This is a genomic window from Vibrio hepatarius, from assembly GCF_018860525.1.
Taxonomy (GTDB): domain Bacteria; phylum Pseudomonadota; class Gammaproteobacteria; order Enterobacterales; family Vibrionaceae; genus Vibrio; species Vibrio hepatarius_B.
Genome location: NZ_JAHKPM010000029.1, coordinates 34,795 through 57,380, shown reverse-complemented (window position 1 = coordinate 57,380; position 22,586 = coordinate 34,795). Strand labels below are relative to the sequence as shown.

General features: G+C 41.7%; 16 protein-coding genes and 1 pseudogene. 11 read left to right on the top strand and 6 right to left on the bottom strand.

Features of this window, described 5'->3' with window-relative positions; all coding sequences use genetic code 11:
* Nucleotides 1–7: 7 nt before the first annotated feature.
* Genes KO511_RS08120 through KO511_RS08110 form a run of 3 tightly spaced genes read left to right on the top strand, consistent with a single transcriptional unit; the run spans nucleotide 8 to nucleotide 4,718 of the window.
* Nucleotides 8–670, top strand: coding sequence for a transglutaminase-like cysteine peptidase (locus KO511_RS08120; RefSeq protein ID WP_215986946.1), 663 nt, complete (start codon nucleotides 8–10; stop codon nucleotides 668–670).
* Between the two features lie 5 nt (nucleotides 671–675).
* Nucleotides 676–2,586, top strand: a complete 1,911-nt coding sequence (locus KO511_RS08115) for a bifunctional diguanylate cyclase/phosphodiesterase (protein WP_171360883.1) — start codon at nucleotides 676–678, stop codon at nucleotides 2,584–2,586.
* A gap of 17 nt (nucleotides 2,587–2,603) precedes the next feature.
* Nucleotides 2,604–4,718 carry a type I secretion system permease/ATPase gene (locus KO511_RS08110; protein ID WP_215986945.1) on the top strand — a complete coding sequence of 705 codons (2,115 nt, stop codon included), beginning with the start codon at nucleotides 2,604–2,606 and terminating at the stop codon, nucleotides 4,716–4,718.
* Between the two features lie 76 nt (nucleotides 4,719–4,794).
* Here KO511_RS08110 and KO511_RS08105 read toward each other — a convergent pair whose 3' ends face one another.
* On the bottom strand, nucleotides 4,795–5,391 hold the full coding sequence (locus KO511_RS08105; RefSeq protein WP_215986944.1) for a GTP cyclohydrolase II: 597 nt from the start codon (nucleotides 5,389–5,391) through the stop codon (nucleotides 4,795–4,797).
* A gap of 418 nt (nucleotides 5,392–5,809) precedes the next feature.
* A complete protein-coding gene (locus tag KO511_RS08100; protein ID WP_215986943.1) occupies nucleotides 5,810–8,347 on the bottom strand; it encodes a glycosyl hydrolase family 18 protein in 2,538 nt (845 codons plus the stop codon).
* Nucleotides 8,348–8,756: 409 nt separating this feature from the next.
* Between KO511_RS08100 and KO511_RS08095 the strand changes: the two genes are divergently transcribed.
* Nucleotides 8,757–9,404 (top strand): DUF2057 family protein, encoded by a 648-nt coding sequence (locus tag KO511_RS08095; RefSeq protein ID WP_215986942.1) that lies wholly within the window; start codon nucleotides 8,757–8,759, stop codon nucleotides 9,402–9,404.
* 18 nt (nucleotides 9,405–9,422) lie between these two features.
* On the opposite strand, the gene KO511_RS08090 is transcribed toward KO511_RS08095, so the two are convergent.
* Nucleotides 9,423–10,694 (bottom strand): HD-GYP domain-containing protein, encoded by a 1,272-nt coding sequence (locus KO511_RS08090; protein ID WP_215986941.1) that lies wholly within the window; start codon nucleotides 10,692–10,694, stop codon nucleotides 9,423–9,425.
* A gap of 313 nt (nucleotides 10,695–11,007) precedes the next feature.
* On the opposite strand from KO511_RS08090, the gene KO511_RS08085 reads away from it, so the two are divergent.
* The 3 genes from KO511_RS08085 to KO511_RS08075 are packed head-to-tail and all read left to right on the top strand — an operon-like array spanning nucleotide 11,008 to nucleotide 12,481.
* A complete protein-coding gene (locus tag KO511_RS08085; RefSeq protein WP_215986940.1) occupies nucleotides 11,008–11,436 on the top strand; it encodes a hypothetical protein in 429 nt (142 codons plus the stop codon).
* Complete coding sequence (locus KO511_RS08080) at nucleotides 11,433–12,032, top strand: SCO family protein (protein ID WP_215986939.1); 600 nt, start codon at nucleotides 11,433–11,435, stop codon at nucleotides 12,030–12,032. The genes KO511_RS08085 and KO511_RS08080 overlap by 4 nt, the downstream gene beginning before the upstream one ends.
* Nucleotides 12,032–12,481: a copper chaperone PCu(A)C gene (locus tag KO511_RS08075; protein WP_125319893.1), complete on the top strand. Its 450-nt coding sequence runs from the start codon at nucleotides 12,032–12,034 to the stop codon at nucleotides 12,479–12,481. The genes KO511_RS08080 and KO511_RS08075 overlap by 1 nt, the downstream gene beginning before the upstream one ends.
* Nucleotides 12,482–12,772: 291 nt before the next feature.
* Here KO511_RS08075 and KO511_RS08070 read toward each other — a convergent pair whose 3' ends face one another.
* A complete protein-coding gene (locus tag KO511_RS08070; protein ID WP_215986938.1) occupies nucleotides 12,773–13,543 on the bottom strand; it encodes a hypothetical protein in 771 nt (256 codons plus the stop codon).
* 308 nt (nucleotides 13,544–13,851) lie between these two features.
* On the opposite strand from KO511_RS08070, the gene KO511_RS08065 reads away from it, so the two are divergent.
* Nucleotides 13,852–15,354, top strand: coding sequence for an arylsulfatase (locus tag KO511_RS08065; protein WP_215986937.1), 1,503 nt, complete (start codon nucleotides 13,852–13,854; stop codon nucleotides 15,352–15,354).
* 249 nt (nucleotides 15,355–15,603) lie between these two features.
* A pseudogene (locus KO511_RS08060) lies at nucleotides 15,604–16,310 on the top strand (alpha/beta hydrolase).
* A 238-nt stretch (nucleotides 16,311–16,548) separates the two neighbouring features.
* Here the strand turns inward: KO511_RS08060 and KO511_RS08055 are convergent.
* A complete protein-coding gene (locus KO511_RS08055) occupies nucleotides 16,549–17,007 on the bottom strand; it encodes a YaiI/YqxD family protein (RefSeq protein ID WP_215986936.1) in 459 nt (152 codons plus the stop codon).
* A 705-nt stretch (nucleotides 17,008–17,712) separates the two neighbouring features.
* On the opposite strand from KO511_RS08055, the gene KO511_RS08050 reads away from it, so the two are divergent.
* Complete coding sequence (locus tag KO511_RS08050; RefSeq protein WP_215986935.1) at nucleotides 17,713–19,017, top strand: dicarboxylate/amino acid:cation symporter; 1,305 nt, start codon at nucleotides 17,713–17,715, stop codon at nucleotides 19,015–19,017.
* 199 nt (nucleotides 19,018–19,216) lie between these two features.
* On the opposite strand, the gene KO511_RS08045 is transcribed toward KO511_RS08050, so the two are convergent.
* Nucleotides 19,217–19,420 carry a hypothetical protein gene (locus tag KO511_RS08045; RefSeq protein ID WP_215986934.1) on the bottom strand — a complete coding sequence of 68 codons (204 nt, stop codon included), beginning with the start codon at nucleotides 19,418–19,420 and terminating at the stop codon, nucleotides 19,217–19,219.
* On the opposite strand from KO511_RS08045, the gene KO511_RS08040 reads away from it, so the two are divergent.
* Entirely contained in the window at nucleotides 19,419–22,532 is a 3,114-nt protein-coding gene (locus KO511_RS08040; RefSeq protein WP_215986933.1) for an HD domain-containing phosphohydrolase, read from the top strand. The genes KO511_RS08045 and KO511_RS08040 overlap by 2 nt on opposite strands.
* Nucleotides 22,533–22,586 lie beyond the last annotated feature (54 nt).

Sequence of the window (22,586 nt, the reverse complement as noted above, 5' to 3'; positions counted from 1 at the left end):
TAGCGCGATGAAGTTCTGGCTTTCTATCCTCGTGATTATTTTAGTTTCGACGGCTTCAAAAGCACTCAATACCCAAGAGCAACGTTGGGTAGAAGCAGTTCGTAAAACTTATGGGGAACGCGCAGGGAAAAGGGTAGAAACTTGGCGTAGAGAAATGGTGCAATTTAAAACTATTTCAGAAAAAGAGAAGCTGGTCGAAGTAAACCGTTTCTTCAACCAACTAAACTTCGTTAATGACGATCGCCTCTGGGGCAAAAAAGATTATTGGGCCACACCACTTGAATTTCTTGGAAGTAATGGTGGGGATTGTGAAGATTTTACGATTGCAAAATATTTTTCATTACTTGAGCTTGGGGTCTCGGACAGAAAGCTGAGGCTGGTTTACGTTAAAGCAATCTCATTAAACCAATTCCATATGGTATTAGCTTACTACTCGAAACCAAGCGCAGAACCCATTTTGCTCGATAATATTGACCCACAAATAAAAAGAGCCTCAAAACGCAGAGATTTATTACCAATTTACAGCTTCAATGGTAAAAACTTGTGGCTAATGAAGTCGAAAAAAGGACAGCTGGCAGGGAAGTCATCAAGACTTAGTTTATGGAATGATCTCAGAGCCAGAGAAAAATCACTCAAATTGAACAAACCAATTTTGAATTACGATGAGTAAGCAATATGACTTTATATAAACAACTTGTCGCGGGAATGATAGCCGTATTTCTGATGTTGATGGTCTCAGTCTTCATCATCGAATTTAATACCACGCGAAATAGTTTGATTCAACAGCAGCGTTCAGAAATGAACAATACCATTAACACCGTTGGCCTTGCCTTAGCCCCCTACCTGGAGAGCAAAGATCAAGTCGCCGTCGAATCTGTGGTTAATGCGCTATTCGATGGCAGTACCTACTCCATTGTTCGATTGATTTTTTTAGATAATGGTGAAGAAATCATACGCTCATATCCCGTTAAACCACTCGACGTACCGGACTGGTTTACCAATCTTAATTTATTTGAACGCATTCACGATCGCCGAGTCGTCACCAGTGGCTGGATGCAACTCGCAGAGGTTGAGATAGTCAGCCACACTGGGGAAGCCTACGCCCAGTTGTGGAATGCCTTCTTACGGCTACTTGTTGCGTTTAGCATCATTTTTTCCATTGGTTTATTATCGATTGCTTTTATTCTCAAGCGCGCATTACGTCCGTTATTGCTGATAGTAACCAAGATGGAACAAGTAGCTAAGAATCAATTCGGCGACCCATTACCTATGCCAAAAACCCTAGATCTTATTGCAGTGGTTGAAGGGATAAATAGTATGTCAACGCAAGTTGAGCAGTCTTTCAAAGCTCAAGCAAAGGAAGCTCAACAACTTAGAGAACGCGCCTATATTGAGCCAGTTTCAGGGCTTGGTAACCGCGCTTACTACATGAACCAACTCAATGCATGGCTTGGAGAAGGTGGAGTGGGAGGTGTCGCTATCCTTGAAGCACACTTTCTTGCTGAAATTTATGAGGACAAGGGATATAAAGAAGGAGACAGTTTAGTAAAAGAACTTGCTAACCAACTCAGCGTTGCACTCAACTCATCCGAAATGACTATTGCGCGAATTTCTAATGAAGAATTTGGCTTCATTATGCCTAATATGGATGAGGGAGAACTAAAATCGATTTCGGAGGGCATTGTTAATTATGCTCATGGGACCAATGCAGATCCGACAGGAATGGCCAAATCAAATTTAGCTCTTGGCGTAGTGTATAACGAAAGTAATAAGAGCACATCTGATATTCTGACGATGCTCGACAACGCTCTTGCAACCGCAAAATCTGATCCAGAAATCAATTATGGCTATGTCACTAGCGATAACTCAGAGAATCTAATGGGTAAGCAGCAGTGGAAAACACTGGTTGAAGAAGCGATGAGCAATGATTGGTTTAAATTCCGTTATCAAGCAGCTAATGATGGCTCAGGCAAGACTTATCATCGCGAAGTTTTCTCCGCAATAGAAAGGGATGGGGAGAGGTTCAGCGCCAATCAATATATGTTTGCATTAGAACAACTTCATGCCAGCCATATATTTGATGAGTACGTAATAGAAATCATGGTATCTCAACTTGAAAATGGCGTATTCTCAGACCCAGTCGCTATCAATATTTCACAAAGCAGCATTGCTGAACCAAGCTTTATCCGCTGGATCGGCCAAGTCTTAGGCAAGCATAAATCTGCTGCAGCTCTTTTGCACTTCGAAATACCTGAAAACTGCTTTGTCAATACACCACACCATACAGCTCTTTTCTGTAATGCCGTCAGGAGCGCTGGGGCTGATTTTGGTGTAGATAATTACGGTCGAAATTTCCAGTCTTTGGACTACATCAACGAATTCAGGCCTGCTTATGTTAAAGTAGACTACTTGTATACTCATCACTTAGATGATGAAAATCAGAAATTTACCTTAACGTCTATTTCACGTACCGCACACAACCTTGGTATCAAGACCATCGCATCACGAGTTGAAACACAAGCCCAACTTGATTTCTTGGCTGAACATTTTATCGATGTGTTCCAAGGTTTTATTGTAGATAAGTAACAAGGTTATAGCCGTACATGCAAGATCCTTTACTCAACTCGCTCATATACATCAGTCGATATTTCGGTTTAGCTAACTCGCCTGAAGCCCTTATTAATGGCTTACCCTTGTCCTCTGGAAAGTTAACCCCCTTTCTTTTTCCCCGCGCAACCGAACGTGCTGGTTTAGTCGCAAAGGAAAACCGTTCTAACTTGACAGACATCTCAGAGTTAGTATTACCGGTCGTCTTACTCCTTAAGGATGGAGATGCCTGTGTATTGAACACCATTGACTTAGAGAAGCAGGAAGCTGAAATTGTGACTGGGGAATCAGGCCTAGTACCTACTGCTGTATCATTGGAAGAACTCAATGAACTCTATATTGGCCGTTACTTTCTAGTTAAAAAACAGTTTCGATATGATGAACGCTCGCCCGAGATACTAAAGACCCGAGAAGGGCATTGGTTTTGGAGCACATTATGGCAGTCAAGAAATATCTACAGAGATGTCTTTATTGCCTCGATACTGATTAACTTATTCGCAGTTGCTGCCCCCATGTTTACCCGCTTAGTCTATGACAAAGTTGTTCCGAATTTAGCTTTTGAAACACTTTGGGTACTCGCTAGTGGTATCTTTGCTATTTTCATATTTGAACTCACATTAAAAATTCTTCGCAGTTACTTTATCGATATTGCTGGAAAGAAATCTGATGTTTTAATTTCCTCAAAAATATTTAGTAAAGTACTTGGGATTCGTATGGAAGCAAAACCTCCTTCAGTTGGCGCTTTTGCTAAGCATCTACAGGAATTCGAGTCGATTCGGGAGTTCTTTGCGTCAGCGACTATTGGCTCCCTTATAGACTTACCATTCGCTCTTCTCTTTCTACTATTAATTTGGTTGATGGCAGGCAGCTTAGTCATTATACCGATTATAGGTGTATTGATTTTAGTAATTTACTCAATAATCATACAAGGTCCACTGAAACGTTCCATTGAAGAAGGCTCACGTTTAGCATCACAAAAATATGCCAATCTCATTGAGAGCTTATCTGGCCTAGAAACTCTCAAACTTTTCGGTGCACAAAGCCAATTTCAATATAAATGGGAAGAAGCGGTTGCTCATATGTCCAAGTGGAGCATTAAAAGTAAGCGTATCACAGATGGAATTCACAATACCGCAGGATTTGTTCAACAAGCATCCAACATTGGCATGATCATTCTCGGCGTATATTTAATTGCTGATGGCGAGCTAACAATGGGCGGACTTATTGCCGCTACCATGTTGAGTAATCGAGCCATTGGCCCTATGGTTCAGCTCTCGCTACTTTCTACCCGTTACAATCAAGCCAAATCCTCTTTGGCTATTATTGAACAAATCATGGCAATGCCAGATGAGCAAGAGGAAGGTAAGCGTTATATCCATCGCCCCATTGTTAAAGGCAAAATTGAATTAGATAAAGTGACCTTCCACTACCCAGATGCTCCTATCGCTTCAATACGTGATTTAAGTCTCACCATCAACCCAGGAGAAAAAGTCGCTATCATTGGCAGAATCGGATCTGGTAAAACAACGCTTGAGCGTCTGATCCTTGGGCTTTATAAACCAACCGAAGGCCATGTTCGTATTGATGATACAGATATCCAGCAGCTACACCATATTGACATCAGACGTAATATCGGATGTGTACAGCAAGACTGCCAGCTATTTTATGGGTCTATACGAGACAATATCACGCTTGGCCGCCCACTCAGCGACGATCGAGATGTTATGGATGCAGCTAACCGATCAGGTGTTAGCGTCTTTACTCAGCAAGATCCGGCAGGGTTGGAACGACAAGTTGGTGAAGGCGGGTTACTGCTGTCCGGAGGTCAACGTCAAGCCGTTACTATTGCTCGTGCCTTCTTACATAGGCCGCCCGTTCTACTGATGGACGAACCGACAAGTGCAATGGATAATCGCTCTGAAATGCAAATTAAGCAACAGCTCTCTCAACTAAAACCATCCGAAACTTTAGTTTTGATAACCCATAAGACGTCCATGCTAGAAGTGGTTGATCGAATCATCGTAATGGAGAAAGGCACTATTATTACCGACGGCCCCAAGGCTGAGGTTCTCAATAACCTAAGGCAAGGTAATATTCGCGCCGTAAACTAATCAGAGGAACAGGTAGTAGAGTGTAACAAGAACAGGTTCAACAATGATATGTTAGTTGAACCTTTCATCTCTGTTCTTACACTGTCAGTAAATGATTTCCATGACATACTTTGGCTTTGAGGTAATTTTTATTGCCGTCTTTAATATGGGCAGATGTATTCACCACTTCAATGATATTAATCCCATATTCAGATAGCTCACTAATTTTTTTCGGGTTATTTGTTACCAATCGAACCTGAGTAATACCTAGTGCATTTAACATTTGAGCGGCCTCTGTGAAATCACGCAGATCATCATCAAAGCCTAGGTGATTGTTGGCCTCATAGGTATTCATTCCTTGGCTTTGTAAGCGATAAGCATCAATTTTATTGTATAAGCCTATACCCCGTCCTTCTTGACGCAAATACAAGATAATACCACCCGACTCCCCCATCAGATTGATTGTTTCTTCAAGCTGCTCACCACAATCGCATCTCGAAGAGTGAAATACATCTCCAGTAAGGCATTCAGAATGCATACGTACTAGCGGTACTGCCTGCATTTTGTCAGCATTTTTAAAAATGACTGCCACGTGTTCTTTATCTGTCTTCAGACCATGAAAAGACACAATTTCAGCATCAATGTTACTTTGTTGCCCGACTTTAAAGTCTACTCGTGTACGTACATCTGACATATCTATACTCACTTTATTATTAAATATACCTAGCTATCACACTCGCCGAACATTACCTTATGCTAGTAATGTAATAACATAACTAATTACAACTTACATTATTACATTAGTTGAATATAAAACCTATATCAAATCTGTTTCATATTTAATGGAGATATGTTTGTTATAAATCAATACAAGATTGGAAAGTAAAGCATTTAAATTACTGGTATCAAACCTAACACCTACACTTACCTTTTAAATCCCCCAAAAAACCAGTTCAATAAGGCTCGACTGAATTAGAGCATACTCTAACGTCCAGTTGGCCTAGTGAAACTTTTATACTGAGTTGATTTTGATTGCTTAAGGCTTGATAAATCGCATGTAAAATGAATAACATACACACTCCATCGTGTGTATGTTATTCAGAAATACTGACTTAGTGGGTTGTGCAATTTGCTGCCCCGATGTCCTCCCATACGCCCCAAGGGCCAGATTGGGAAGGATTCTCACCTTGTGTCCACCACCTCGCTCGCCACTCTCTCTTGTCCCAAATCACTTTATCGCCGCTATTGTAAATACTATTTGCATCCCAAACGTTATCACATTGCCCTCCTCCAGCGCCTTTCTTTGCTACAACGACCGTTACTGACGCTAAAGAACTGGCTTTGGAGTCACTGACATTCACCGTAAATAATAAAGAGGTATCTTGATTAAACTCTGGCGAGATAAAACTCACCCGCGCGCCATCAATGTCCACTTTCATACCAGATGGAGTATCCCAGCGATAAGTAAGTGGATCATTTTCTGCATCGGTCGAACCCGAGGCATCAACCACAACTGCGTCTCCAGCTTTCACTCTATCTGGAGCCGATACTCTCGCAACAGGAGCTGTATTACCAGGCCCGGTATCTTTAGGCTGTATCGTCACTACAATAGCATCTGTACCCGTAGCACCATCATCATCCGTGACGGTTAGCGTGAAGGTTAGCTGTTCCGCTTTTGCCACCTCTGATACACTGAAAGTTACCTTGGAAGTGTTCGCGTCTTCGAGTGAAACAGGTATACCTGTCGTCTGTTCCCACTGGTAGCTAACAATAGTGCCGTCAGGATCACTAGAACGGGAGCCATCCAAAACGATAGAAGCAGGTCCAGTTGATGACATATCTGGTCCCGCATTCGCTAATGGCGCTCGATTAGCTGGCGTTCCACCAGCCAAACCTTCATGCATAGCATTAAGTATATCGCCATTATCAGCATCGATTTCCCACGAGAATAATCCCGCTAAACCTAAACTGCGAACATAAGCTCCCTTAGCTTTTATCGAGCGATCATCGTCAAAGGTAATCAATTGGCCAGTACTAGGATTCCAAACCCAAGGTGCTTCAGCCTGGCTGTCATAGCCATATTCAAAACCATTAACGCCCGTTTTATTTGGACCAAGCATATAGGTTTTGACACCTTTATAATCAATCACACCAGCTTCCCAAACACCTTGCTGTGTCGAGCCTTTAAGCTTCCCTGTTGCTGTACCTGTCATAGGATCATTTGAATCAGTCAAGGTATCTGGCGTTACGCCTTCCCAGCCACGCCCATACATAGCGGTACCAAGCACCAATTTATTTGCCGGAACACCCTGATCAAGGATCAATTTTATACCGTTATCACCTGTGTAGGCTGGACCTTTATAAGGAACACCATCACCATCCATACCAGAACCATCACACTGGCCAGGACGCATAAAAGTACCGCAATAAAGAGCTGTCTGATGACCAGGTACGTTGTCCCAACCGCCATAAAAGTCGTATGTCATAGCAAAGATGTAATCCATATACTGAACGGCATCGGCGTAATTCACATCTTCAATTTTGTCGTAACCAACCCCGATAGCGGATGTCAGCTCATAAGTTCGGCCAGAATCTCGCTCAAGTTGATCTAGCATGGTACGTAATTCACTCATTAAATTCACATACGCAGGACCATCATTGGCTGGATCGCCTAAATCAGGAGCTGCGCCACCTCCACCAGGGAATTCCCAATCAATATCAACACCATCATAAAATTTCCATGTCGTTAAAAACCTCTTAACAGACGCGACAAAAATATCTCGGTTCGCCTTAATGGTAAAATCATAAAAAGGATCAGAGAGTGTCCAACCACCAATGGAAGGAATAACTTTAAGTTCAGGATAACGCTGTTTAAGCGCCATTAGCATGGCGTAGTTACCTTTTATGGGCGAATTAAACGTATGCCCTGCCTGAGAAAAGTTTTTTTGATATGCCGCCCAAGGATCATGAATCACCACTTCATAATCTGGCACCCCAGTACACGCCGTTTTTAGCGCCTGATAACTATTACCACCGACAGATTTGAGTGATTCGTTGGGACCACATATAGGAATAAAGCCGTACAATATATGAGTCAAATTATGAGCTGGGATGTTATCAACCGTAAAATCGCGTCCATATATGCCCCACTCAACAAAATATGTCCCCATCACCGTATTGGGGTCCATATTGTAGTCATTGTTGTTAGGATCAACATTCATCGGTAGGGGTTCTAAGTGAACGCCATCTGTATCAGCAATAATCACAGTCGCGGGTGAACTGACGCTACATCCAGATGCATCGCAAGCTTCAACCGTTAACTGGTAACGTCCACCTTGGGCATACTTGAAGTTAGCTGTAGTTTGGCTTCCTGAAATATCACCATTGGCCACTTCATTTCCATCAAAGTAAATCTTGTATGTATTTCCTGTCGTACCACTCCATTGGTTAAACTTGATGCCTATATCAGCTTTTTCAAAATACTTCACCATCTGGTTATATCCAGAAGTCGTATCCATCGCCAACTCAACTTTGGAAAACTGGAGATTATTTGACCCATTCACATCAATAGTTGGGGTTGCGGGCAATGCCATTACTGAGCTCGATGATGCTATAGCGATACTGGCAACATACAACGTTATACGATTCATAACTGTCTCTCTCATTCCTATGACTTTCCCTAAAATGGGCAAGTCTTGTCTTTTCTTATCAACAGAAGTTTCTTACGGTAGTGATAAGTAGGCTCTATTCTTCGATTACCATCCGATGAACATATTTTCGAAGAACCTATTTTGAGTATTTAAGAGACTTTTTTTTTGATGAAAAAAATAAACATTGTTTTCGAGGCAAGCTTAAAAATTCGCAGAGCAAATTTACTTTGTTACACTGTAAACTGGATTTCGACCCAAATTTTATAAAATAGTAGCCAGCATTAATGACTCAACTATTCACTATAAAAGTTAACTTTCCGTGAAATCTTATCACTTTGACATTCGTCTAATTGAAATATCCCGATTCGCTTGGCAAAGTGTATGCTAACCAAAATAAGTGGATTGAGTCATGAACATCAAAACAACATTCTTGGCCGCAGCAGCCCTGACAATAAGCAGCATGGCTGTGGCTGACGTGACAATAACAGTACCAGACACAATTGATCTCTTAGTTGTAAACGATGGTAAGCCGGAGCTCTCTGGCAGTTTCTTCTCTAAAACAAAAAAATTAACCCTCCCCGATGGAGAAAATCAAATCTTGTTTCGTTACCAGCCTTATTTCATGCAAGGTAATGACCGCATCATCCTAGAAAGTGACCCGATTATCGCCAAGTTCAACGCCAAAGAAACTGAACTTACTTTCGATATGCCGCAATACCGAGATCGCCATGAAGGTGAAAAGGAAATCAAAAATTTTGAGTGGCAACTGACGTCAGCTGGCGGCGCTGCCGTAGCAGTAACACAAGACAAACTCATCAAAGATGGAATGCAGATTGGCCGAAATTTCAAGATAGAACTGGCTGACTATAACCGCCGAGGCGGCGTTGCGGCTATAACGCCTATCACAGCCACTACCATGCTTCCCACAAAGAAGATCGCAAATGAAAACCTAGGTACCGACTCAACCGCAGAAGAAATGTTGCATTTTTGGTACAGTAAAGCCGATGCGGAAACTCAATCTCGCTTTAAAGAATTCTTGCTAAGCAACGGTTCTTAACTCTAAGCAGCCAGTTTATTAAGCGCTGGCTGTTTCTTGCGCTGCTGTTGAAATAAAATAGCATTCTTGGCTATGATCATGTAAACAATCAAATACTGTCTGGTCTAATTTACCCCCCTCCACCAATGCCTGTATAATTTGCAGAGCCTCATTAATGGTTAGCCCCTGACGATATGGCCGAGATTGAGTCAAAGCTTGAAAAACATCGCTAATTGCAATAATACGGCTTGGAAAATCAATATCATTCGCCGATATTCCTAGCGGGTATCCTGAACCATCAAGTCTTTCATGGTGATTCGCGGCCCATTCAACAATCTGGCTCGACTGAAAAATATTCATCAAAGTATGCCGAGTATCTGTGGCATGACGTTTAATACACGCGTATTCCTGTTCAGTTAAATCTGTCGGTTTATGCAGCACAATTGACGGAGTTTTCAGCTTACCTATGTCGTGAACTAATCCAGCTAAGTACAACATACGCTGTGCTTTAGCTGAAAACCCGAGTTTTTTGCCAATAAAAGCGCTCAGACGAGCAACTTTACGTGAGTGCTGGCAGGTAAATGGGCTTTTGGTATCAACAATCTCTGCAAATAGTTCGGCGACTGAAATCGAGTTTTCTAACCCCATTCGAGCAGAAAAAAAAGGCACACTCGGGAAGCGACTCGCCATAGTCTCAATGTATTCTGGCCGCATTGAAAACCAGAAATCATCGTTGTGTATTAGCTCAGACATACAAGCCACTAAATTAGGCTCAAAAAGTGAACCTGAATTCTCCACAAGCTCATTAGCGATAACATTCTTATCAGAGTTTGTCAGATGACCAAATTGATCGAAAATACTGCCTAAGTAAAGAAAATCCACCCTATCACTTATGAAGATCAGACTGGCTAGCTTTTTGTCTGTTGATGACGGTCGGTTCTGATTAGAAAGTGTTACCCAATCGGTATGGTGATATAAAACCGGCAGTGCAAGCCCAGCAAGAGGCGGGCAAGATCTTAGGAGTTGATACCCTTTATCACAATGCGCTTGAACATTATCAGGTTGCAACTTTGTAAATAAAGAGGTGCGCTCTTTAGGCTTGGATACACCACAATCATGAATCAATCCAAGAGCAAAAGAAACTTGGGCAAGTTCTTCTTCCCACCCCATTCGTTGAGAACATTGATACGCCATATAAGCAACACGGTAGCCATGCTGAATATCATCAACCCCAACAGCATCAAGGGCTGTAGCAATTTCAAATAATAACTTACGTAAGTCTATACTGACATTATCAAGTAGCACATCCATCCTTAACCACCTAACTGACTGATCGCTTTGTTTGGCTTAAACAGGCTAAACTATGTTATTCGTTAAAAACCACACATTATTCATTCACGCTCATATAAATGTGACAAGAGTAACACCGTGGTAAAAATGACGTGCCGCAACTGAAATAGCCAATTTTCCAGCCACAGCTCATTACATTGTGTGGTGCATAAAGTCACAACTAACAAAACATCGTCACACACTCATTGATTATCTGCACAATTTTTTAGAGAGCTTCGCTATTTATCAACATCTAGTGATAGGATCGCCTCTTAGCATAAAATGAGAACGCTCTGTGTCTTCAATACTTAAACTCGTGGTGGTAGCCTGTGCGATAAGTGCGGGTTTCTTTGCCGGTGACATTTATCAATGGTTTAAAATACGTGCTCAAGTCAAACCTTTGTCAGAATATTGTCTCCTAACGACTCAGGCTTGTGAACTTGGTAATATTGGTATAAAAGTTGATCGAGATATCAGCCAACCTTTGGTACCAACCCACATCACTGTTGACTGGCCTGGTTCTAAACAGCAAAGCTTAATGATGACTTTGCAAGGCTATGAAATGGAGATGGGTACTCTAATGTTTAAACTCAACAAAAGCGGCGCTTCTCAATACAGTGGCTTAATTACGCTCCCTATCTGTACCACCAATACTATGACTTGGGTAGGCGAGGTAACTGATGGCCAACAAAGTGTGAGCGCTTCAATTAGGATGGAACAATGAGTAAAATATGGTCTTTAATCTTAGTCGCAGCGTTTGCACTCGGATTTGGAATCAATGCCTACTTGGATTCGCAACCCGAAGTCGAGGCACCAGTTGTATCAGACAAAGACGTTATCTTGTTTGGTAAAGATGACAAACCTGTAACTATCTTTGACCAACAAGACTCACGGATCCGTATTGTTTACTTTGGTTTTACACGCTGCCCTGATGTATGCCCAACATCACTTGCTATGTTAGCAGGAGCACTAAACCAACTTGATGATTCAGTGACTACTAAATTTAGGCCTATGTTCATCTCTTTAGATCCTGAGCGTGATGCGGCGGCTGACTCTTATAAGTATGCGCAGTATTTTCACCCAATGATTGAAGGGTTATCAGCACCTCTTGATGTCACCTCCCCTCTTGCACATAAATACGGCGTCATTTTCCGTAAAACTAAATTGAAAAACTCTGAGCTGAAATACACTCTCGATCACAGCTCATATTTTTACTTTCTAAAACCAGATGGCAAGTTAATCACTAAAGTGCCACACACGCTAACACCAGCACCTTTGGTACAAGCAATGAAAACCCTTACTTCACAAGGAAATTCGTAATGAAGTTCAAAGCCCTAATTCTAACCTCTCTCGCCCTTAGCCCATTTGCTCATGCTTGCGAAGACATTATGTTGTCACACACTTATGCGCGCGCAACGCCACCAAATGCGGCAACCAGTGCCGTATTTAGTGAAATAATGAACCACAGCGATAAAGACCGTGTAATTGTCTCAGCGACAACAGAAGCTGCTGGCAAAGTAGAACTGCATGACGTGATTAAAGAAGGCGACGTGATGAAAATGCGTCAAGTAGATAAGCTTACTATCCCAGCAAAAAGCATGATCGAACTAAAGCCTGGCAGCTTGCACATTATGCTGTTCAACCTAAAGAAACCACTAACCGAAGGCGAGAATATCGATGTGACCCTCACCTTTGCTAACGGCGAAAAGAAAGTCGTAACGGCGCCAATCAAAAAGGTCATGAGCGGCATGAAGCATCAACATAAATAAAACCGATCATCTTTCAACATACACACCACCTTCTATGGTGTGTATGTTTTCCTCGCGCATACTAACTTAACGATTCACAACATTGAAAATAAAATGAAATGGAACTCTGCTGCGAGTTATTAATTTTATGACCAATTAAATTTGAAAAATAATGCCGCCAATATGCTGCATTGTCTACTTGGTTCGAGGCATACTAGTGGTGAAAACATCAAGGTGACTTTCTTATAACCGACTACATTGGAGTTTCCCTCCTCATCACTTAATAAAAATTAATTATTGTGAGACAGTAGATTAGAAATGTGCAGTCCAACCAATTAGAAAGCCCTGTGACGCTGTGTCGTATTCAAAGTTTCCTTTGTTTTCGTAATCAACCCAGGTCGATTTGTAGGCAACATTTAAGTCGGACCAACTGTTTATCTGGTATCGAACACCAGTTAAAAGAGATGAGGTAAAGTCGGTATCACTACCAATCCCTGCATCAATAGTTGCATGAAACCTCCAATCCTTATCGATCTGCGTTATCCATCTCACACCTATTTGATAATCTATCCAATCTTCATCGAGTGATCGGTCGACACTTAGTCGACCACCTGAACCATAAAGCTTGGCATCAATGTCGTTATCCCACCAACGAAGTCCAAACAGATAATCAATCATTCCAAAATCGTATTGATTGCGCGTAAAACCTTTTACATCTAAAACACCTTGTCGGATATCAAGATTGCCTTTCAATATCTCTAGGTTGGCATCTAACACTGAGTTTGTTTTTCCACTTAGCTTCATGAAGCTGTAATCAATGTAATAGCCCCACTGATTGTCATAGATCCCCTCTAAACGCACCATGGCCGTCATATCAAGGTGATCCATGATAAAAGATGGATCGACATCGACATCTGCAGACAAATTACCAATAGTGCTATCTCCACGGATATTGAGTGCGAGTGCGTAGATTTCGAAGCTATGTTGCCACTTTTTTATGTCCGCATGTGTACTTGCTTCTTGCGCATTTATGGTTGAACTAACAGTCAATGCTGATGCGAGTAGGTAACGCCATTTAGCCATATTGATATCCCTATCCTCGATGTAAAATATCACAATTGCGAATGCATACCTTAACTGCCCACCATTTCAATATGCAACTTGTATATCATTGATTGTAGACTATGTTTTTTGAAAAGAGCCAAATTAAAAGAGTAAGGATATGAAACTACAACCTGTATTTTGTTCGGCGCTGTTTTGGCTTTGGCTGCTGGCCGGATCATTAGCTTGATATTGGATGGCATTTCTCTTCGTTTATCTGAGCTTGGCTTTGGCCTAATTGGTTTAAAAATGATTCATAACGAGCAATCTGAAACAAAAAAGGACATTCTATGAAAAAGGTTTTCCATATTCTTATACTGAATTTGTTGAGTAGCTTTTCGCTCTCAGCATGGTCAGCTCATGAGCAACCAAATATCTTCGTTATCTTCACCGATGATGTCGGAATTTCAAACCTGAGTGCTTATCACAACGGCGTTATGAGCAGTGAAACACCAAACATCGATAGCATTGCCGAGAAGGGCATGCTACTCACCGATTACTATGCACAACCATCGTGTACCGCGGGGCGTTCTGCATTCTTAACAGGACAACTGCCTGTGCGAACGGGGATGCATTCGGTTGGCTTGCCAGGAGGCCCTGTGGGTTTAAGCGCAGATACCCCAACGCTTCCTGAGATGCTTAAAAATATGGGTTATATGACGGGGCAGTTTGGTAAGAACCACTTAGGTGACCGAGATGAATTTCTACCGACAATGCATGGTTTTGATGAGTATTGGGGTTGGCTATATCACTTGAATGCAATGGAATACACTGAAGATCCTGATTGGCCAAAAGATGGATCGCTGGATGATTTTGCACCTCGCAACGTGATTTATTCAAGAGCTGATGGTAAGGGTGGACAAACGATTGAAGATGATGGCGCGCTGTCGATTGAGCGTATGCGCACACTGGATGATGAGGTAAACAAACACGCTATCAACTTCATCGAAAGAGCCGTTGAAGCGAAGAAACCATTCTTTACTTGGTATTGCCCATCACGAGGTCACGTATGGACACACCTTTCTGAAAAGTATGAATCCATGCTTGGCAAGAATGGTTGGGGATTGCAAGAAGTAGTGATGAAAGATCTAGATGATCATATCGGTGAAATGCTCGCTAAAATGGAAGAGCTCGGTATTGCAGATAACACCATCATTATTTTCACTGCCGATAATGGCCCTGAAATTATGACATGGCCAGATGGCGGTATGACACCATTCCATGGCGAAAAAGGCACAACATGGGAAGGTGGCGTTCGTGCTCCTGCATTGGTTAGCTGGCCAGGTAAAATTCCAGCAGGTAGCGTAGGAAATGGTATCTTTGACGGTATGGACTGGCTACCAACACTGATTGCAGCAGCAGGTGGTCCAACAGACCTAAAAGAGAAAATGCTGAAAGGCTATGAAGGTTTTAAAGCACACCTCGATGGTTACAACCAAGTCGATATGCTGATGGAAAATGGCGAGTCGGGTCGTAAAGAGATTTACTACTACGAGCGAGACCAACTGCAAGCCGTTCGGGTAGGTGATTGGAAAGCGCACTTTGTAGTTCAGAATCACGGTTGGAGTGGCCCGAAAGAAGAACTCAATGCACCATTACTTTTCAACTTGCGCCGTGATCCTTACGAGCGAGCAGCTGAAGAATCAGGAATGTACTTGAAGTGGATGGGCCAAAAAATGTGGGCATTTGGCCCTGCTCAAGCCACTATTCAACAGCACTTAGCGACATTTGAAGAGTGGCCTCCAGTAACACCTGAATCTCCGGCTGAGAAAACCGGTGGTGTGGGTAACTAACTAGAGAAAATTTTACACTTTACACGGAAGTATATTTTGAGTGGTCAATCTAATTGACCACTCAAATACGGGTTTTGCAACATCCTTGATAACCCTTTATTGCTAGTTAAACAATACTTGTAACTCATAAGTGCCCGAAAATAGGTTGTGTGCCGATGTTGGTGCATGCCGTTAGTGTTGTTTCTTTCGTTTTGTGCAGAATTAGTTATGATAAATCTTAATTCTGTTAGTTATAAATGCGAGGTGAACGTGCTAGTAGAAAAATGGTTAAATATTGATGGTGACCAGCTTTATTGTTTGTCTACTGAACTCAAAGAATCTCAAGAAACTTTAGTGTTGATTCACGGTCTAGGCGAATCGCATCTTTGTTTTGCGGATGCATTCGACTGGCTGCCGAACTACAACCTAATAATGTTTGATCTATGTGGTTACGGTTATTCACCAGCTTCAGTTGTTTCCCACTCAACAAAAACTCAAGCAAAGCGAATTTTAAAAGCTCTAGAGCAACTAAAGATTCATAATTGCTTTCTACATGGTCATTCTTGGGGAGGCGATACATCGACTTTGGTTTGCAAATACGATACGAAAGGTATTGTACAGGGTTTTATTAATGCCGAAGGTGGTGTTCACGAAGAAAATATAATTTTGTCTCAGGTTATTGCTGAAAGATATTCTGAATTAAGCAGCGACGAATTCTCGAAATGGGTAAAAGGTGAAGGCTTTTCAAAGCGTTTTACTATGTCTTGGAAGCACGGAGCAGGTATTAAATACCTTTCATCAGTTAGGCGCTGCGAGCCAGCCCTTCTCGGTAATACTGCTAGTGAAGTTTACGCTCAACACGCCACTCAAGATCTTCGAGGTGTGGTTAGATGGGGGCAAACCACTGGGTGCAAAATGACTCATCTAAGTTTTATGTAGAAGTAGACAAATTTATTATTAACGTCAGAAAACTATAACAAGTACTTAAGGTTTCAAGGTACTTTTTCTAATCTTACTTAAGCGGTTTAGCGCACTGTACCTAATCGCTTTACCCCAAAGCTGATTAAAGCAAATTTTCTTTAACATGAAATCAATGAGCGCATACATTTCAAAAAGTTATCCCTTTTAATACCGTTCACTCTCATTAGAGGCAGGGTCTCTACTTTCGCTATTGGGTTCGCTAGACTTTGGCTAGTCAGCTCACCCAAATTAAAGCTAGTTGAGGCTTCTTTGTCTTTGCACAAGCCACTTATCTAAATGATTGGCGAACTGCTGTCTATCGGCTTGGTTTAAAGGCGCTGGGCCGCCGGTTTGCACGCCACTGCTGCGCATGGTATCCATGAAATCTCGAATATTGAGCCGTGACTTAATATTCTCTTTGGTAAATAACTCACCACGAGAGCTCAGTGCATGCCCGCCCTTAGTAATAATTTCATCGGCCAGTGGAATATCACTCGTGATCACTAAATCATCTTTTTCACAACGCTTAACTATTTCATTATCCGCCACATCAAAACCAGCTTGCACTTGCAACATTGTCACCTTAGGTGAAGCCGGTGTGCGAATGAATTGATTTGCGACCAAAGTCACTTCTACGCCTGTTCGCTCTGATGCTCGAAACAAAACATCTCGAATCACAACAGGGCATGCATCAGCATCAACCCAAATTTTCATTAGTCAATCTTCCCAATATTTCGAATGGCCACATTAAACATCAAAAGCGACCGCCTGGGTAGAATAATCTATTGCCACTATAGCAACCCATGATGTCTTATCAGTATTCAATAATCGACCACAAACCATAAGCAAAACAAATAACAGCAATATCACCAAATAAAACAACTAATCACCCAAAAGTAACGCTTATCTGGTTTACGCATTCTTAGTCTCCCTTGAGTAGGCAAACAAATGCGACATAACATTCACACATCAAAAATAAAAAAATCATCAATTTTTTAAAAAATTAATTAATAAAAACAATGATGAAAGCTATTTTTCATCGAAAAAAGACTGTTCAATCAGCAAAAATTTCCCCATAAGCACAACACAGCACATTTTAAAAATAAGCAAAAGTGAATAATCAGTGATTTATTATTCACATAAGAAATAGTCCACCATAAGCATTCACAAGACGAATAATATGGCAATCATGGTCTATTTTTAAACTAAAATAGCTTTTTATGTGAAATTAAAATTAAAAACAACAATAAAATCAGCAAAAAGTGTTACCACTAAGTTAAATTTAGATCCATTATAGTGATCTTGATCACATCTATATATCTAACAATACATTTTACGTTCGTATTCTTCGCTTCGCCTGATACCCTCCAGAACGCCTTGAAGTGAACTTAAGGTGCATAACTATAAGGAGTGTTCACGATGAATACCAAGAAACCTCTGTCGCTAACTAGCCGTGTTATTTTAGGTATGGTAGCGGGTATCTTGACAGGATTTGCAATTCGCAGCCTTTTTGCCGACAACGGATTTGTCGACACATATATAGTCAACGGACTGTTTGACGTTGGTGGCCAGATTTTTGTCGCCAGCTTGAAGATGCTTGTTGTACCACTCGTATTTGTTTCACTAGTCTGCGGAACAAGCGCGCTTAAAGATCTTTCAACTCTAGGTCGAATGGGTGGTAAAACACTCGCTTTTTATATTGCGACCACGACAATCGCCATCACATTCGCTCTTACTATGGGTAGTATCTTCCAGCCGGGTGCTGGAGCCGATCTCACCGCAGTAAGTTCATTTAAATCAGCAGAAGCCCCTTCTCTGGGACAAGTTATTATTAACATGTTCCCGACTAACCCTATTAGTTCTATGGCTGAAGGTAAAACTCTGCAGGTGATTGTGTTTGCAGTATTGTTTGGTATCGCCATCAGCGCCGCTGGTAAAGCAGGTGAAAGAATCGCATCTGTATTTTCTGATCTGAACGAAGTGATCATGAAATTAGTCGCGTTACTGATGAACCTAGCTCCTTACGGTGTGTTCTTCCTAATGGCTAAGTTGTTTACTGGCCTAGGTTTGAGCGCAATCATGAACCTTGCTGAGTATTTCTTGGTGCTGGCAGGAACCTTGGTTCTTCACGGTCTAGTCACATACAGTTTGATGCTAAAAGGTTTCACGGGACTAAGCCCGATCACCTTCTTGAAGAAAATGGAAGATGCGATCATGTTCGCCTTCTCTACGGCTTCTTCAAACGCGACGATTCCTGTTTCGATGGAAACGGCCAAAAATCGTATGGGTGTAGATAACAGTATTTCCTCGTTCACTATTCCACTAGGTGCTACTGTGAACATGGACGGTACAGCGATCATGCAAGGCGTAGCCACCGCATTTATCGCTCAAGCATTTAACATTGACCTTACTATGGGTGATTACCTAATGGTGATCTTAACCGCTACCCTAGCTTCAATTGGTACAGCGGGCGTTCCCGGAGTCGGTCTAGTAATGCTTGCAATGGTCTTGAACCAAGTGGGTCTACCTTTAGAAGGTATTGCCTTAATCATGGGTGTTGACCGCTTACTTGATATGATAAGAACAGCAGTAAATATTACCGGTGATAACGCGGTTACCGTCATTGTGGCTAAATCTGAAGGTGCTCTAGACGAAACTCGCTTTAATGACCCTCTTGCAGGTGAAAAGGAAGAGCAAGTGAGCCTAAAACACTCTAAAGCCTAAGTCGAATAAGCGTCCAAACCATTAAACTTACCATCGCTTGATAAGTTTATGAGTTTCTAAATACCAAGCCTCAAAACAAACGTTTTGGGGCTTTTAAAATCATAAAACACCCCAGAACATGATCAACATTAACTAGCCTACCATGTCTTAATCTACTGACTTCACAACTGTCAAAAAGCTAATGACTCTACCTTGCAAATTAACCAAAACATGTCTTTAATTTTATAAGGTTAGCAACATTGATTAGAGTGACTCTTATAACTCGATAGGCTTGTTGACCAAAGAACAACGTCAAGCAAGTCGATACTTTATCTAGTGGCTTACGACGCGCCTTTTTTTCAAAATACTCTTTGGTCCGTGGTTCAATCGCGGTAGTAAAATCTCGAACCTGGAACACAGTCATGCCTCAGAAAAAGCCATATAAGCAGACCTTCTCTATACGGGTCACCATAGGGTCGCTGTTATTACTGGTTGCGACTCTTACAGCAACTTTAGCTCTCTCTATCCACTATCACTTTATCTATCAAACCCTAGAAGAACATCAGCTAGATGAGTCTTCATCTGTCGCAGAAAATGTCAGTGATAATATGAAAGATACTGATACTCGAATGCGTAACATTGCCTCAACACTTGCTCAGGTAATTGAACCTTCAAATGATAATCAACAATGGTTACCAGCATTTCTGGCCACATTAGAAGCGACTCCAGAACTGTATAGTGTGTTTTTTGGTACTCAAGATGATGACTTCTATCAAGTAATTAACTTGGATGTAGAACAAACATTAAGATCAAATATAAACGCAAAGTCTGATGACAAATGGCTGATGGTCACAGTAAAAAAAGCTAGAGATGGACAACGTAAGAAAACCGTTTCCTTTGTTAGCCACGATCTCAAGGTACGAAAAACTCAAGAAACCTTAAGTGGATACTTCCCTTCCTTAAGGCCTTGGTACCAAAAAGCCCAGTCGGGTGGTATTATCAAAACTGAACCCTATATCTTTGCTCAAGTTGCTGTATCTGGCCAAACTTATGCCACCAAAAATAATGCAGGAACAGCGGTGATAGGAATAGATGTATTACTCTCAACCCTTTCCACGATACTCAACCAAACCTTTGCACAGCAACTAAGTGAAGCTTATGTTTTCCGCCAAACTGGTGAGATGCTAGCCGATACTCACCCAACGTTCAAAGAGAAACCACTACCAACACTTCCCTCTCTACCAATGACTGAGCAAGAAAAAGCTCTAATCAAAAGCTTAAGCCCTTTACGGATTTCCAACCAAAGAAACTGGGCACCGATAGATTATAGTGTTCTTGGCGAGCCTAGAGGCTATGCGATTGACATGGTCAAAATGATCGGCCAAATGACAGGCATAAAATGGGCATTTAGTAATGGGTTAGATTGGAGCGAATTGGTCAATCAGTTTAATAATGATAAACTCGACGCATTACATTCCCTTCAATATCACAAAGACGGCTATGCTCAAGGCGTCTACAGTGATCCCATATTTACTTTACCTTTTGGCATTCTGGTTTCAGATACATTAACCGATATTAAAGATCTTAGTGCGTTCAATGACGATAAAGTCGCCATCTTATCAGGTTGGTCTATTATCCCAAATCTTAAAAAAAACTACCCAAACATCGACATCATTGAAGTCAATGATTCGTTCGAAGGTTTGACGCTTCTTAAAACGGGTAAAATCAGTGGTTTCATCGACAGCAGCGCTATTCTTAAACACGCTGTCCACCAATATTTTACCGACGGTGTAACCGTCATTGAAGATATAGCCCCTTTTAACCAAGGATTTGAGACCGAATTTCATATCGCGCTCAACAAGAGATACGCTGAATTACTGCCCATTATCAATCGAGCCATCAAAAAAGTTAAGGACACCCAGAAAGATTTCTTACTCGCAAAATGGCTTGGTAACTCAGCCGCAACCAAGCATCGAGTGATACCCCATGCTGTTTTTTACGACCTGATGGCCTCTCCTTCGCAACAAGGTAGTTTACTGAACACCACCACGAAGTCAGGTAATACTTATGTTTATTTGCAACCTGTAGGTTCATCTTCCCCCAGTGAATATTTAGCGATCACTTTGCCTGTTTCAGCACTGCATAACCAAGTCGTACGCCAAGTGTTATACGCCACAGGTATCTCCGCTTTAATTATGCTACCAATGCTATGGTTAGCTTGGCTATCTGGGAGCCCCATCATTCAAGCGATTCGGTCGCTTAAAAATGAAACCCGAAAAATTCAACAGCGTAACTATGATCAGTTACAGCCAGTCAAAAGCAGGATTCGTGAAATCTCACAGTTGTCAGACTCTATCGAGGAGATGGCCAATCAATTGCAAGCGCATGAAAAGCAACAAGAAGCCTTACTTGACTCTATTGTTCAACTTATCGCAAGAGCCATCGATGATAAATCACCATATACCGCGGGTCACTGTAATCGAGTGCCCGTGATTGCCATGATGCTAGCCGAAGCAGCCGAGTCATCAACTCAAGGACCATTTGACACCTTCCACTTTAAAGGAGAACGGGAAAAGCGTGAATTCCAAATGGCAGCTTGGTTACACGATTGCGGAAAAATAACTGTCCCAGAATACATCGTCGATAAAGGGACAAAGCTAGAAGCAAATTACAACCGCTTACACGAAATCCGTATGCGCTTTGAAGTTATATGGCGAGATGTCGCTCTCAAAGGCTACATGAAAAGACACAATGGCGAAGATGCAGATCAAGTTTTGTTATGGGTAAAGACACAACAATCGCGCTTACAAGAAGAGTTTACCTTTGTCGCCTCACTAAACACAGGCGATCGCCCCGTATCTGATGAAGATATCAGAAATCTTAAGAAAATTGGCGCCCAAACTTGGTGTCGACAATTTGATGATACTATTGGCCTCTCACCAGTGGAAAAAGACCGTCTCTCCACTTCTTCAACCACACAAACGCTGCTTAAAGATTTACCCGAACACAAAGTACCTCGCTTCCACCCTCCTTGTTATGACTATGGTATTACCATGCAGGCACCTGAGTACTTAAGTGACCACGGTGAAATCTATAACCTCTCTATTTTGAGGGGCACCTTAACCAAAGAAGATCGCTATCGAATCAATGAGCATATGGTTAGCGGCATTAAAATGTTAGAAAGCTTACCTTTTCCTGATGATCTAAAACAGGTCCCTAGACTTGCTACCACTCATCATGAAACATTAGCTGGGCGTGGCTATCCACGCCAACTAAGTGAAGACCAGCTTTCAGTTAAAGAAAGAATTCTTGCCATTGCAGATATATTTGAAGCTTTAACCGCCGCAGACCGCCCCTATAAAAAAGCATTCAAGTTAAGTAAAGCCATTGCAATTATGGAAGATATGGTAGCGAATAAACATATAGACGGTGACCTTTTCACTTTATTTATCCAACATGATTTGCATATCTCTTACGCCAAACGTTTTTTAGACCCCGATCAAATCGACGTAGGCAATGAAAATATTAAAACTTAGCAGAGACAAAAAATGTGTTTACACAACTGCGCAAAGTTCCAATAAAAGCTAAAC